This is a genomic window from Qipengyuania sp. HL-TH1 (assembly GCF_036365825.1).
GTDB lineage: Bacteria > Pseudomonadota > Alphaproteobacteria > Sphingomonadales > Sphingomonadaceae > Qipengyuania > Qipengyuania profunda.
In genome coordinates, this window is the sequence record NZ_CP142675.1 from 3058997 (window position 1) to 3073107 (window position 14111).

Below are 14111 nucleotides of genomic sequence, written 5' to 3' on the forward strand. Positions count from 1 at the left end.
GTTCGCGGTTTCGGAGCTGGAGGAGTGAGTTCATGCTTATCGGAGGTCTTTCGAAGGCGACGGGCACCAAGGTCAATACGATAAGGTTTTATGAGGATATCGGACTGATGCCCGAAGCCGCGCGTACGGCAGCGGGGCAGCGAACCTACAAAGAGCAGGACGTCGAGCGCCTTTCCTTTATTCGGCATGCTCGAAAATTGGGGTTTTCGATCGATGAAACACGCTCGCTTTTAAGCGTGAAGGCGAGACCGGATCAGAGCTGTGACGAGGCGGGTGACATCGCTTTGCGGCACCTTCGAGCCGTGGACGAGCGCATCAGTCGGCTACAAGCGCTTCGTTCCGAACTGAGAAGTGTGGTCGCGGCCTGCACGGGCGGCGAGGTTTCCGAATGCAAAATCATCGAAACGCTTTCTCGAAACCCAGCTGCCTCTTCCGCGGGTCGCTGACGCGAAAGCTATAATGGGACTATGGACACCGAACCCAGACAGCAAAAAAAGTGCTTGCACCTCCAGTCGCTGGAAGCGTTATCATCGTGATAATCCAGATTCTGATGTCGTGATCTAGGATTGGATGGCTGATTATGACGGAACTTGGGTAATTTGAATATTAATCAGCTTTCGCCTTATAAGAACGCTGCATTCATTCCATGGAATTTGGTCGAAAAAGAAACTACTCGAACAATATTCATTGTCCGGACGCTTCGTGACAATATCACATTACAGCAACCGAGAAGATTTTTGTTTCAACTTTCGTTTCATCTTGTTAGGGGCCAACCGATGTTCGATCTGAACGCCTTGATTCCCGTCAGGATTGTAGCCGCACTTTTGGCGGTCGCAGCGCTGATGGCGTCTCCGGCGGTCGAATCAGCGCAATGTGCGGACGAGCTGTCAGAAATAGCCTATTCGGTCCAGATGTTCGACATTGATGCGGACGAGAGCCCGCAAAACGAAAGCCCGGAGCAGCAGGAATGCGCCCACGGGCATTGCCATCACGTCGCCGCAGCACTGAAATCGAAGCTTTTAGACGACATGCCCGACCGGCTTAACATCACGGTTGGGTCGCATATGGCCGAAGAATTATTCGGCGATGCGAGCAATTTACCCAAACGCCCTCCTCGCGCCTGACGACCGTCACTGCGCTGCTTGACGCAGCGCATTTCGATTTGTCAGCAGAGAGAGTTTTGAAAAATGCCAGCCATCAAATGGCGAGGGGCCCTGATAGCAGGGCTAACCCTCGCCGCAATTGTCACGCCTGTGGCAGCGCAGGAGCGGGAGCTTCTGACGCTCGACGAGGCGTTGGGCCGGACAGGCGTGGTTGCCGCACCCGCTAACACCGAGTTAAACCCGCGCATCGTCGGTCCTCAAGCGGAAGCCGAGGCGGCGCAGGCTCTTGTCGGACAGGCGCGGTTGCGGCCCAACCCTGAAATATCGCTCGAGGTCGAGAACATCGCCGGGAGTGGGGCCTTCTCCGGGCTAAGCGCCACCGAATATACGCTTGCTGTCGGACAGCGGCTCGAACTTGGAGGTAAACGCGGCACACGCGTCGAGGCTGCCCGGGCGCAGGCACAGCTGGCGGATCTGCGGGCTGACCTTGCGGGGGCCGAACTCGGATTTCTTGTCCGTGAACGCTACGTAGCAGCGGCTGCAGCAGCCTCGCGCGTCGAACTGGCCCTCGATGTGGTTGAGCGAAACGAAGAGCTCGCCCGCATTGCCGGTCTCCTCGTAGAAGTCGGGCGCGAGCCCCCGCTCCGTGCTCTTCGGGCCGAAGCGGCCTTGGCGGAAGCGCAAGCCGAACTTCAGGCCGCCGAAGCGACAAGTCTTGCAGCCCGAACGGCCCTCGCCTCGCTATGGGGCGATCAGGGGGCGCCGCCGCTTGTTCCGAGCAGGTTCCCCGGGATCGAACCGCCCGGTGCTGTAATGGCGACAGCAAGCGGTCTGCAATTGCGAGTGGCGCGTGCGGAAAGCACCGCCGCCGCCGCCGAGATCGATCGTGAGCGCAGCTTGCGCATTCCCGATCCCGTCGTTTCCGCCGGTGTTCGACGCTTCGAGGAAAGCAATGACAGTGCCTTTCTTCTCGGTGTCTCGATCCCGCTTCCCTTCTTGAATCGTAATCAGGGCAATATCGCTGCAGCCGAAGCAAGGCTGCGCGCCGCCAATGCTCGCGAGGCTGTAGCGTTGGCCGATTTCGAGCAAGCCGTGACGCGCGCACGATCGCAATATCTTGCTGCCGAAGCGCGCGTCGAGACGCTTTCCACGACATCACTCCCCCAGGCCGAGGAGGCTCTTCGGCTCGTCCGCATCGGTTATCGCAATGGCCGTTTTCCGTTGATCGAAGTGTTGAGCGCAGCCGAAGCGCGCGATGCCATTCGCGAGGCGTTGATTGCTGCGCAAGAAGACCGGGGACAAGCTGCCGCCGAACTCATCAGGCTGGCCGCACAATGAGGAATACCAAAATGAACCGCAAAAGACTGGCGATCATCGCCGGAATTGTCATACTTGTTTCGGCCTTGATGCTGATGTTCTGGCCTGACAGCCAGGTCGACACCCACGCGGACGAAGAGGTCGCAGAGACAGAACTGCCCGAGGGGCTCGTGCTAATCGAGCAAGAGCAGATCCGCACCGCCGAGATCGAGGTCGCAGCGGTGCAAACGGGTGCCGCTGTCGAACTCGTATTTCCTGCAACGGTTGCGGCAAGTCCGACCGCCAGCGCACGCATCGATGCACGGGCTTCCGGTGTCGTGCGCAGCGTTGGCAAGACGCTTGGCGATTATGTCCGGCAGGGCGAGACCGTCGCTCGGATCGAAAGCGCCGATGCGGCTGCACTCGCTTCCCAGCTTAGTGCCGCCCGCGCCCGCGTAACCGAGCTTTCGGCGGCCTATGAACGGGAGCGCCGGCTATTCGAAGCCAACGTGACCGCACGCCAGGATCTCGAAGCGGCGCGCGCCAATCTTGACGTTGCCCGTTCCGAACTGAACCGGTCGCAGGCGGCCGTCGCCGCGGCAGGCGTGAGCGGCGATGGACGCTCGCTCGCTGTCACCAGTCCGCTTTCGGGCCGTGTGACCGCCGCTCCAATCGTGCTCGGCTCGTTCGTCGACGCCGGGGAGGAGCTTTACAGCGTGGTCAATCCCAGCGGCTTGCAGATCGAGGTTGCGCTGCCTTCCGAAGATGCTTCACGCATCCAGCCTGGCGACGAGGCTGCGTTGATCCTCGGCGATGGAAGGGAGATCGGCGCTCGCGTCCGGTCGGTAACGCCTTCGCTCGATGCCGAGAGCCGTAGCGCGACAGCGGTTCTTACCTTGACGCGCGCCGTTCCCGGTCTGCAGCCCGGATCGTTCCTTCAGGCGCGTATTCGCCCCTCGGGCGAATTGGACCAGAGCCGTATCGCGGTACCCGAAGATGCTGTGCAGGTGCTCGAAGGACGCGATGTTGTTTTCGTGCGGACACGACGCGGATTTCAGGCTCGGGAGGTCGAGATCGGCAGCCGGTCTGCCGGAATGGTGACGATCCTCTCCGGGCTCGAGCCCGGTCAGCGGATCGCGACTGCCAATGCCTTCCTGTTGAAGTCCGAGCTCGAAAAGGAGGGCGCAGAACATGGCCATTGATCAAACCACGGCATCTTCTCCCATGTCTTCGGACGAAGGTAGCCACCGTCACGGCCCGATCGGAGTCATCCTCGATGTCGCCGTTCGTTTCCGCTGGGCGATCATCGTCCTGACCGTGTTCGCAGCGATCTACGGAGCGTTCAATCTGGTGCGCCTGCCGATCGACGCGGTTCCCGACATCACCAACACGCAGGTCCAGATCAACACCAGCGCTGCCGCGCTCTCACCTTCGCAGGTCGAGACGCAGGTGACCTTCCCCATCGAAACCGGACTTGCCGGGATCGAAGGCCTGGAGATGACACGATCGATTTCGCGCAACGGCTTCAGCCAGGTCACCGCGATTTTCGAGGAGGGCACCGACCTCTACTTCGCCCGGCAGCAGGTGAACGAACGGCTCGCGCCGATTGGCGCTTCATTGCCCGAAGGAGCGGAGCCTACCATGGGGCCGATCTCCACCGGCCTTGGCGAAGTGCTGATGTATACGATCGAGTATGAGCATCCCGGTGGCAAGGGTGCGACCACTGGTGGCCGCACAGGCTGGCAGTCCGATGGCAGCTTCATCACCGAACGCGGCGACCGCCTCGAGAGTGAGGTGGCTAAGGCGGCCTATCTGCGCACTGTGCAGGATTGGGTGGTCGCGCCGTTGATGCGCTCGATCGACGGCGTGGCCGGCGTGGATTCGATTGGCGGGTTCGAAAAGCAATTCCTTGTTCAGCCCGATCCGGCACGTCTCACCGGCTATGGCCTGTCATTCGACTCACTCATCGATGCTCTAGAAGCCGCCAATCTGGCGGCAGGCGCCAATTTCGTCGATCGTGCCGACGAAGCCCTGCTTGTCCGCGTGGACGCGAGGCTGGGCAGCATTGCCGACATCGAAGAAGCCGTCATTGCGACCCGCGAGGGCGTGCCCATCCGCATCGGCGATGTGGCCGATGTGGAGATCGGCGGCGACCTGCGAACCGGTGCTGCTTCACTGAACGGTGAAGAGGCGGTGGTGGGAACCGTGTTGATGCGCGCGGGCGAGAACAGCCGGACCGTTGCGGCTGGTGCTGCCGAGAGACTTGAAGAGGTCCGCGCATCGCTTCCGGACGGAGTTGTCGCTGAGATTGTCTACAATCGTTCCTCACTAGTCGATGCGACGATCTCCACCGTCGAAAAGAACCTGCTCGAAGGCGCATTGCTCGTGATCGCCGTCCTGTTCCTCTTGCTCGGCAATATCCGCGCCGCCATAATCACCGCACTGGTCATTCCCGTTTCGATGCTGATGGCAGCGGTGGGGATGAACCGGCTTGGTGTCTCAGGTAATCTGATGAGCCTGGGCGCGCTCGACTTCGGGCTGATCGTCGATGGTGCGGTCATCATTGTCGAGAACAGCGTCGCCCGGCTTGCGGCCCGGCAACATCGCGAAGGACGCTTGCTTACCTTGGGTGAGCGGCTGACCGAAACGCGTCTCGCAGCGCAGGAAATGATCAAACCGACCGTCTACGGTCAGGCGATTATCTTCCTCGTCTTCGCGCCGCTGCTGACCTTTACCGGGGTCGAGGGCAAGACGTTCTCGCCCATGGCGATCACGATGATGCTCGCGCTGGCTTCGGCCTTCGTTCTTTCATTGACCTTCGTGCCAGCGATGATTGCGGTCCTGCTCAACAAGAAGCTGACCGAAAAGGAGGTGAAGCCCATTCGCTGGGCCAAAGAGCGCTACGGTCCCGCCGTGCGCAAGGTCATTGCGCGGCCCTGGCCGATGATTGGTGCCGGGGTTGGTCTCTTCACAGTAGCGGTTTTTGTGTTCGGCTTTCTGGGCAGCGAGTTCACCCCGCAGCTCGATGAACGCGACATCGCGGTGCAATCCTTGCGCATCCCCTCGACATCGCTCGAACGCTCGCTGGCGATGCAGCGGCGGGTCGAAGACCGGCTCGAAGAGTTTCCCCAAGTTGATCTTGTGTTCTCACGGACGGGCACGGCCGAAGTCGCCAGCGATCCAATGCCCCCCAATGCTTCGGACGCTTATGTCATCCTGAAGCCTCGCGACGAATGGCCCGATCCCGATTTGCCGAAAGATGAGCTTGTTGGTGAAATGGAAAGCGCGCTCGGAGGCCTCATCGGCAATCTCTACGAGTTCAGCCAGCCTATCGAGCTGCGCTTCAACGAGCTGATCGCCGGTGTGCGCGGCGATGTCGCGGTCAAGCTCTACGGCGATGACCTCACTGCGCTCACCGAAGCTGCGGGCGAGGTCGCGGGCGTGCTTGGAGGTGTCGAAGGCGCCGCGGACGTGAAGGTGCAGCAGGTGACCGGCTTTCCTACGCTGGACATCGCCTTCGATCGCCCGACCATCGCGCGCTATGGTCTGACCGTCGAGGAAGTGGCACAGTCGGTTGCTATCGCGCTCGGCGGGCGGCCAGCAGGACTGGTGTTCGAGGGCGATCGCCGTTTCGATGTTGTCGTGCGCCTCGAGGATGCTACGCGCGACGATTTCGACCAGCTCGGCGCGCTCCCGATCGTGCTTGAAAACGGGGTCACCGTTCCTTTGCGGACATTGGCCGATTTTCAGGTCGTCGATGGCCTTGCCGAGGTTCGGCGAGAGCAGGGCCGAAGGCTTGTGATCGTCTCGGCCAACGTACGCGAGCGCGATCTCGGCTCCTTTGTTGAGGAAGCGCAGGAAAGGGTTTCGACCGGCGTCGATATGCCGCCGGCCTCCTTCATCGAATGGGGCGGACAGTATCAGAACCTGCAGGAAGCGCAGGCGCGGCTCACCATCGTCGTCCCGATTGCCTTCGCTCTGGTTCTCCTCTTGCTGTTCATGGCTTTGGGTGGATGGGTTCCAGCGCTTGCCGTGTTCAGTGCCATTCCCATGGCCTTGGCTGGCGGGGTGTTCGCTCTGGCGCTGCGAGGCTTGCCATTCTCGGTGTCGGCAGCGGTCGGCTTTATCGCGCTTTCCGGCGTGGCGGTGCTCAACGGTCTCGTCATGATGACCGCGATCCGGCAGCGACTCGACAGCGGGATGTCACTGGATGAGGCGATTGCCGATGGCGCGCTGGCGCGACTGCGACCGGTGCTCATGACCGCGTTGGTGGCGTCGCTGGGTTTTGTGCCGATGGCGATTGCCACAGGAACAGGTGCTGAGGTGCAACGTCCCTTGGCTACGGTGGTTATCGGCGGGCTGATCACAGCCACTGCGCTCACGCTGTTCGTTTTGCCAGCGATCGCTCGCCTGGTACTCGATGATGGCAAGGAGAAGCGAAGCTGGCGCCAAAGATGGTGGGACCGCCTGCGTCGCAACGTCACGCCTGAGGAACGTAAAGAACTTCGGGATGTTACTTGAAGGGGAGGGCTAATTGAAGTTAGCTAGGTCAATTTGTCTGCCTCAGATCGCTTCGGGACTGACAAGTCTCGAAGCGATCCGGTATCGGACTCAATTGCGGGCGCGCGGAGCCTCGGCAGAACGCCCGGCTGCGATACGGGCACGGCGTGGGTGTTTTTCGCCGATGGCTTCTATGCAGAGGTGCAACCTTCGGACGGTGATCTGTCCGCTGTCGGCATCTGGCGCGATGAGGGTGAGGCCATCGCATATACCATGACCATAAGCCCTTCGAACGGCATGCGCGGCCAATGCAAGTGCGCCATCTTACGATCGAAGATTGTAGCCCGGGACGGCCCTTCACCTGCAACTATCGAGGTTTCGAGCGCATCTTTTACCGCTGTCCAGAGGACGCGCCAAAGCCGCTCGACGGTCGCGCGGAACATTCAAGAGGAGAAATCGCCATGCTCACCGCAATCGAAGATAACGGTCTGTTGCTCATCAGGGCGGACGGAACGCTTTCCGATAGCGACTATGACCGCTTCGTTCCGTTTTTCGAGCGCGTCGCGGCGCGAGTTCCTGGGACGGTTCCGATGCTTATCGAACTTGCTCCCGACTTTTCTGGCTGGGATATGGGCGGTCTCTGGCGCGACCTGAAATTCGATGCGAAGCACAAGGACAGCTTCGGCCGGATCGCGATGGTCGGCGATAGTAGTTGGGAAGAGTGGGGCACCAAGCTTTTCGATCCGCTATTCCGCGCGGAGATGAGGTTTTTCACACCTGTCGAGCGGGTTGCCGCCGAAAGCTGGGCGAGAGACGGAAGGAATGCGTCATGAGCGGCGAAGGCGAACTCAACCTCGATTCGGCCGAAAAGCGCCGCACTCTCTGGATCGTTTTCTGGCTCAATGTGGCGATTGCGATAGGGTTTTTCATCACCGGGGTAATCGGCGATTCCAACGCGCTGATTGCCAATGGGCTCGACAATTCGTCGGACGCGATTGTCTATGCATTGAGCCTGCTTGCGCTCACCCGCTCCCGGGTCTGGAAGCGCGGAGCCGCGCGTTTTTCCGGGGTCATGCTGCTTGTGTTCGCAGGCGGTGTGATTCTCGATGCCATCCGGCGCTTCATGGAGGGTTCGGATCCGATCGGCGGCGTCATGATGGTGATGGCGCTGGTTGCCGGTGCGGTGAACCTCTGGTGCCTTTACCTGCTGAAACGTTTGCAGAATAAGGATGTCAATTTACGTGCAGCCACCACGTTCAGTTTGAATGATTTCGTTTCGAACGGCGGGATTATCATAGCGGGTATCGTAGTGTTTTTCACCGGATCGAATTGGCCCGATCTCGTCGTCGGGATCGGTGTGGCCTGCATAGCGATCTACGGCGGCATCGAGATCCTGCGCGATGCGCATATGGACATCCATGAGGAAGAGGGCACAGAGCACGAGGGCTGGCGCAAGTGATCGCGGTCTGGGCAGCGGTTCTCCTCGCCGCCGTCTGGGCCGCTCATTGGGGCGCGGAACGCCTGTCCGCACCGCTCAAGAAATTACGCAAGCAATGGGGGTTCTCCGTCGCGGCGGGGGGCTCCTTTTTAGGTCTAGCCGCCGCTTCGCCAGAGATGGGCATCAATGTGACGAGCGCTGCTCGTGATGTGTCCGATATCGGCCTTGGCGCCATGCTGGGTTCGACCGTTCTGGTGATTCCGGTGATCGTGACGACCGCTTATCTGGCGACCCGTAAAGGGGCCCTTGAAGGTGCTGACAAGGAGCACAAGAAGCATCGTCGTGATCATTACGTCGCGGTCGATAAGGGGGCTCTTACCGTCCAGGCGCTGCCTTACCTGGCGATCCTCGCGGTCTTCGCTCTACTGACGCTTCCCGCCCCTTGGCGCGGGTTGCAGCCGATCGATGGATGGCTGCTGCTGATCGCGTATCTCGCCTATCTCCTTCAGGCTCTCGTTCGGGGCCGAGAGAAGGGAGAGGAGGTAGAGTGGAGTCTAAAGGAGAAATGGATGGCCATAGCGGGCGTCGGCGCCCTGGCGGTCGGGGCCTACTTCACCGTATTCTCGACCGAAAGGATCGTGAGCGCACTCGGCATCCCGAATATCGTCGGCGGTCTTTTCATCACTGCCGCCGTCGCATCGCTGCCCGAGGTGTTCACGACCTGGAGCGTCGCGCGCTCCGGTCAGGTGACCTCCGCCAGCACAAGCGTGATCGGCGACCATGTCGTGACCATGACGCTCGCCTTCATCCCGCTCACCATCATCGGAACGCCGATCGAGAATTTTCAACTCTTCTGGGTCAGTCTCGCGTTCGTCGTGCTGATGGCCGCGCTATACGCTCTCTTTCTTTCGTTGGGAGACGAAGAGAAAAGAGGCTTTGGTCGATGGCACATCTTCGCGTTCTGGGCAGCCAATGCGGCTTTTATTGCCGTAATATTCCTGTGGGTGAAGCCTTTGCAAGTCTCCGGAGGAGCCGGATGAGCAATGACAACCGAGATCAGGGTGAACGGAGCGGCCATAGCCACCGCGAAGAGGATCATGACGATCAGCCCTTGCTTATGAGGACATCTCCCCGAAAAGATTTTGATGGAGATTTGCCTGTCGCGCGGAAGAAAGTCGCAGACGAACTTCCGGCGGTACGGGGTTTGAAAAGCTAATGAGCCTTTTCGACACTATCTTTGAGACACAAAGCCGATCGCATGTTTTGCTTCTTGCGATATTCGCAAGCACCGGCTTGGTCGTAGGGACGTTGTGGGTCGAACGTGTGGGGGCGGGATTGCGCCGGTCCGATCTGTTGTATCCTGCTGCTGCGGGCGTTCTGTTTGCGACCGCTGCGCTAGCGGTTACGCCGTTCGTCCAATCGGCAGTCGACAGCTGGGCCATCCCTGTGCTCTTTTTGCTCGGTGGAGGAGCCTATGTTCTTCTGTGCAAGGCAGCCGGCTATCTCAGAGGCCGTTTCGCGGACGGCAAAAGAAAGCAGCATGATCATGACGAGGATTTGTCCAATGTTGCTGTATCGTCGATCTTCTCCATCGTCGATCTGATCGGCTATGGTTTGACCCTCGGTATTGCAGCAGCCGCTTCCGTGACTTTGGCAATAGTCACCGCGGCAGGGTTGGCCATGGCGAATGTCTTGGTCAGTCGTCAGATTGGCTCCAGGTTCATAGCCGCTAGCTCAAGCCGAATGGACCGCATCGCGCTACAGGTCGGTCTCGCTCTGGCCTTCATCGGTTCTGCGCTGTTGGCATTCTGGATGGTACACAGTGTCGATAGTTTCGGGCTGCCTTGGCTCCTCACCGTCCTTGCAGGGTTGCTCCTGGCTGCGGCGGTAAGAGCTTTGCTTCTTCATCAAGCGGCACACACAGCGGGGCACTTCAAATCGCTTCTTGTTTTTCTCGTCGGGTTCGCCCTTCTCGCACTCATTTTCGCCGGGCTTGATGAATTATCAGACGCGGTGGATCTTCCGAATTCGGGTTTGGAGCATCCCGCAGAGCGACCGGCAGTCGCGTTTAGCATTGAACCCTTCACAATGGGACGCGAGTAATGGAGCAATCCCACGGTCACGCCGGACATAGTCACGGCGAAGAAAATCTCAGCGATCGCCAGCTGATCTTTGCAGTGGCGATCAACGTTTTGCTTACAGTTGCCCAAATCATTGGCGGGATCGTCTCAGGGTCGCTCGCGCTCATAGCCGACGCCTTGCACAATTTCAGCGATGCGGCTTCGCTTGGCCTGGCCTGGTTCGCGCGCAAAATCGGGCGGCGACCCGCCGACAAACTTATGACCTTCGGTTATGCGCAAGGCGAAGTCGTCGCCGCACTCATCAACCTCACGACGCTGCTTATCATCGGCTTCTACCTGTTGGTGGAGGCAATCAACCGGTTCGCCGATCCCCAACCGGTCGAGGGATGGACCGTCATAGGCGTGGCGGGCATAGCGCTGGTCATCGATCTGGTGACTGCCTTCATCGTCTATCGCGGTTCGCATGACAGCATCAACATGAAGGCGGCCTTTCTGCACAACGTCTCCGATGCTCTCGCGTCGGTCGGTGTGATCGTTGCTGGCGCGCTGATCCTGCTATACGATCTCTACATCGCGGATCTGATCATCACCCTGATCATCGCCGGTTATGTCATCTGGCAGGGGGTGACCCTGATGCCGCGGACAGTCCGGCTCTTGATGGGCGCGGTTCCCGACGAGCTGGAGTTTGATCGGATCGTTTTGGCACTCGAAAAGTTGGATGGGATCGACGGAGTACATCATGTTCATGTTTGGTCGATCGGCGAGCATCACCGGGCGCTGGAAACGCATGTAACCCCTGAAGGCGCTTCACTTGAGCAATTCGAGAAAGTGAAGGGCCGGGCTAGGTCGATGTTGAAAGAAGAATTTCAAATTGAGCATGCGACATTCGAAGCGTGCTTTGAAACGGACTGCGAAGCCGATCTCGTTCCCGCGCATCAAACCGCACATCCGCATGAAGTTGGCGGACCCCATCAGCCTTAGATTTGTGTGCGTATTCGATGACGTCTGCAGACCACGATAATTGCTGAAAAACCGGAAACCCGGGCCGTCAAAGCTCGGCCGCAAGGTTTGGGTGCGTACGAGTGTTCGTTGAACAACCCTAACTCAGGCTTGCGAGGATTGTCGGGCTTGCCATCGGCCTGGCCCTGCTCGTGCAAAAAGGACCGCGCTGCGCAAGGTGTTAAAAGCGTTGCAGTTGCTCGGTTACAAAGGAAAACAGCCGACCGCAGGCTTACTCTTTGAAGCTCAGGTAAATTACCACATCCTTGCCTCATCGGTGTCGCAAATCCCCCGCGCTGCGCTGCACAGCTACCCGCACGAGCGCTGCCGAGAAGTTTTCCCAAAGCGTGTTTTTGCTCTTGCGAGGCAAGTGCAATAAGGTTAGGGCCCGGATTTCCACACTCGGAGAACAGGAAGTTTTTATGTATCGTACTGCCGTCTCGTCCCTCGCAATCGCTTTGTCCGCACCGGCGGTGGCACAAGAGACTACCGGGCCTGATGACGGAGAGGTGCGCGCCGAACAGATTGCAGACGAGCGCCGGGAGAACCCGGTGGATTCGATCATTGTGGTCGGCGGCCGGATCGATCCCTACCGTATCGCGGGATCGGCCGATCTTATCGACAGCGAGGATCTGCGCCGGTTCGATCACGGGGATGTAAATCGCGTTCTGCGACAGGTCCCCGGCGTCAACACGCAGGAGGAAGACGGGTTCGGCTTATTCCCGAATATCGGTCTGCGCGGCAGCCCGGTCGAGCGTTCGAGCAACATCACGCTCATGGAAGACGGCGTGCTGATCGCGCCTGCTCCCTATGCCGCGCCGGCAGCGTATTATTTCCCGGCCATCGGGCGCATGCAGGCGGTCGAAGTCACGAAAGGGGCTGCCGCCATTCGCTATGGGCCCCGTACGATCGGCGGGGCGGTCAATCTTCGGTCGACCGACATTCCGACCGACGGGCTGGCTGGCTACGCTTCCGGGCAATACGGGTCGCGCGACTATTATCAGGGACAGGCCTGGGTCGGTGGAGACACGGACTACGTCGGCGCGCTGCTTGAAACCTACCAGCAGGGCAGCGACGGCTTCAAGACGATTGATGGGCTTCCCGACGCCGACACCGGTTTCGAGCGACAGGATTACCGTGGACGCTTGGCTGTTCACACAGCACCGGACGCGCCTGTCGAGGCGCGACTGGAATTCGTCTATGGCCGATCGGACCTTGAAGCCAACGAGACGTACCTTGGACTTGCCGACACCGATTTCGCCGCGGAGCCCTATCGTCGCTATGCGGCAAGCCAGCGCGACGCTTTTTCCGGTGAGCACGATCAATATCGCGTTACCGGCAGCTTGGCATTTTCTGACGGAACGAGGATCACAGCTACGCTGTACCGGAACGACTTTGCCCGCAGCTGGTCCAAGCTCCAGGATATCGACTTCGACGGCGATGGCAGCTTCGATTCAATTAGCTCGGTTTTCGTTAATCCAGAGGACAATGCCGGGGCGCTTAGCATCTTGCGCGGGGCGGATAGCTTCGAGGGCGCGGTTCGCATACGGAACAACAACCGCGTCTATCGCAGCGAAGGCGCTCAGATTTCGCTTGAGCGCCCCTTCGAGATGGGCGGCGCGAGGCACAACCTTGCCGTATCTGTCCGCTACCACGAGGATGAGGAAGACAGGCTGCAAAACGAGGAATTCTACTCACAGATCGGGGGTGATCTCGTCTTCGAACGGCAGACCGATCTTGGTCAGCAAGCCAACCGGGAAGCGAAAGCAAAGGCGATCGCGTTCTATATCGAGGACCGGATCGAGATCGGTGCCCTGACACTGACTCCCGGCTTGAGGTATGAAGGGATTGACCTGACCCGGCTCGACTATGCCGGGTCGGACCCGGATCGCTCAAATGGGCCGACACGTGTCCGTCAGACCAATATCGATCAGTGGTTGCCAGGTCTTGGCGCCACCTACGAGTTGGGTGATGCCATATTGCTGGCAGGTGTGTCGCGCGGTTTCTCACCTCCCGGTCCAGGCAATCCTGATGCACGGGCCGAGGAAAGCTGGAACTACGAAGCCGGGGTCCGCTATCGGAGCGACAAGGTCCAGGTCTCCGCGATCGGCTTCTACAACGACTACTCGAACCTTCTGGGCAACTGCACTCAATCCGTGGGCTGCAGCGTCGGTGATATTGGCGATCAGTTCAATGGCGGCGCGGTTACGGTCAAAGGGCTGGAACTGTCGGCGGCGGTTGAACCTCGCCTTTCCAATTCGGTCTCGTTCCCGCTCTCGCTTGCCTACACGTTCACGGATGCAGAATTCGACAGCAGCTTCGACAGCGAATTTTTTGGCGACGTAAACGAAGGCGATGACCTGCCGTACATCGCGCGCCATCAGCTCTATGTCGAAGCGGGGGTAAACATGGGACGTGCGGCGGCTACCGTTGGCGCCAACTACGTTTCCGAGTTGCGCGACAATCCAGGAAGCGGAGCCGTTGCTGAAAACGAGAGGATCGATGATCGCATCGTCTTCGATATTGCGGGAAGTTACGCGCTGACTGACAAATTCTCCCTGTTTGCGCGCGTCGACAATGTTCTCGACAATCAATACGCCGTGAGCAGGCGCCCGTTCGGTCTGCGACCAGGGGTTCCGCGGCGCATTGTGGGTGGTGCTCGGGTCAGTTTTTAAACTCCGCGTGAGGCTTTTG

General features: G+C 59.6%; 11 protein-coding genes. All 11 read left to right on the plus strand.

All coding sequences use genetic code 11. The annotated features are described in order from the left end of the window. The first annotated feature begins 32 nt into the window (after nt 1–32). The 11 genes from VWN43_RS15635 (at nt 33) to VWN43_RS15685 (ending at nt 14092) form a co-directional block, all read left to right on the plus strand. On the plus strand, nt 33–446 hold the full coding sequence (locus VWN43_RS15635; RefSeq protein ID WP_050600446.1) for a MerR family transcriptional regulator: 414 nt from the start codon (nt 33–35) through the stop codon (nt 444–446). 330 nt (nt 447–776) lie between these two features. Further along, nucleotides 777–1124: a hypothetical protein gene (locus tag VWN43_RS15640; RefSeq protein ID WP_063512541.1), complete on the plus strand. Its 348-nt coding sequence runs from the start codon at nt 777–779 to the stop codon at nt 1122–1124. Between the two features lie 63 nt (nt 1125–1187). Then, nucleotides 1188–2441 carry a TolC family protein gene (locus VWN43_RS15645; RefSeq protein WP_063512542.1) on the plus strand — a complete coding sequence of 418 codons (1254 nt, stop codon included), beginning with the start codon at nt 1188–1190 and terminating at the stop codon, nt 2439–2441. An 11-nt stretch (nt 2442–2452) separates the two neighbouring features. Further along, nucleotides 2453–3601: an efflux RND transporter periplasmic adaptor subunit gene (locus tag VWN43_RS15650; protein ID WP_050600443.1), complete on the plus strand. Its 1149-nt coding sequence runs from the start codon at nt 2453–2455 to the stop codon at nt 3599–3601. 22 nt (nt 3602–3623) lie between these two features. Next, complete coding sequence (locus VWN43_RS15655; RefSeq protein ID WP_050600442.1) at nt 3624–6920, plus strand: efflux RND transporter permease subunit; 3297 nt, start codon at nt 3624–3626, stop codon at nt 6918–6920. Between the two features lie 440 nt (nt 6921–7360). Then, complete coding sequence (locus VWN43_RS15660) at nt 7361–7732, plus strand: SpoIIAA family protein (RefSeq protein WP_050600441.1); 372 nt, start codon at nt 7361–7363, stop codon at nt 7730–7732. Continuing rightward, on the plus strand, nt 7729–8358 hold the full coding sequence (locus VWN43_RS15665) for a cation diffusion facilitator family transporter (protein WP_050600440.1): 630 nt from the start codon (nt 7729–7731) through the stop codon (nt 8356–8358). Before VWN43_RS15660 ends, VWN43_RS15665 begins: the two co-directional genes overlap by 4 nt. After that, a complete protein-coding gene (locus VWN43_RS15670; RefSeq protein WP_050600439.1) occupies nt 8355–9377 on the plus strand; it encodes a sodium:calcium antiporter in 1023 nt (340 codons plus the stop codon). The genes VWN43_RS15665 and VWN43_RS15670 overlap by 4 nt, the downstream gene beginning before the upstream one ends. A gap of 175 nt (nt 9378–9552) precedes the next feature. Continuing rightward, the gene (locus VWN43_RS15675) at nt 9553–10440 is read left to right on the plus strand and encodes a ZIP family metal transporter (protein ID WP_050600438.1); all 888 of its coding nucleotides are present in this window, start codon (nt 9553–9555) and stop codon (nt 10438–10440) included. Further along, entirely contained in the window at nt 10440–11399 is a 960-nt protein-coding gene (locus VWN43_RS15680) for a cation diffusion facilitator family transporter (protein WP_050600437.1), read from the plus strand. Before VWN43_RS15675 ends, VWN43_RS15680 begins: the two co-directional genes overlap by 1 nt. 440 nt (nt 11400–11839) lie before the next feature. Continuing rightward, nucleotides 11840–14092, plus strand: coding sequence for a TonB-dependent receptor family protein (locus VWN43_RS15685; RefSeq protein WP_050600436.1), 2253 nt, complete (start codon nt 11840–11842; stop codon nt 14090–14092). The last annotated feature ends 19 nt before the right edge of the window (nt 14093–14111 follow it).

Bases quoted from the DNA above. Each gene is read 5' to 3' on its own strand.
- VWN43_RS15680 (WP_050600437.1), top strand. From the start codon at position 10,440: ATGGAGCAATCCCACGGTCACGCCGGACATAGTCACGGCGAAGAAAAT.
- VWN43_RS15660 (WP_050600441.1), top strand. From the start codon at position 7,361: ATGCTCACCGCAATCGAAGATAACGGTCTGTTGCTCATCAGGGCGGAC.
- VWN43_RS15655 (WP_050600442.1), top strand. From the start codon at position 3,624: ATGTCTTCGGACGAAGGTAGCCACCGTCACGGCCCGATCGGAGTCATC.
- VWN43_RS15665 (WP_050600440.1), top strand. From the start codon at position 7,729: ATGAGCGGCGAAGGCGAACTCAACCTCGATTCGGCCGAAAAGCGCCGC.
- VWN43_RS15685 (WP_050600436.1), top strand. From the start codon at position 11,840: ATGTATCGTACTGCCGTCTCGTCCCTCGCAATCGCTTTGTCCGCACCG.
- VWN43_RS15645 (WP_063512542.1), top strand. From the start codon at position 1,188: ATGCCAGCCATCAAATGGCGAGGGGCCCTGATAGCAGGGCTAACCCTC.
- VWN43_RS15650 (WP_050600443.1), top strand. From the start codon at position 2,453: ATGAACCGCAAAAGACTGGCGATCATCGCCGGAATTGTCATACTTGTT.
- VWN43_RS15675 (WP_050600438.1), top strand. From the start codon at position 9,553: ATGAGCCTTTTCGACACTATCTTTGAGACACAAAGCCGATCGCATGTT.
- VWN43_RS15640 (WP_063512541.1), top strand. From the start codon at position 777: ATGTTCGATCTGAACGCCTTGATTCCCGTCAGGATTGTAGCCGCACTT.
- VWN43_RS15635 (WP_050600446.1), top strand. From the start codon at position 33: ATGCTTATCGGAGGTCTTTCGAAGGCGACGGGCACCAAGGTCAATACG.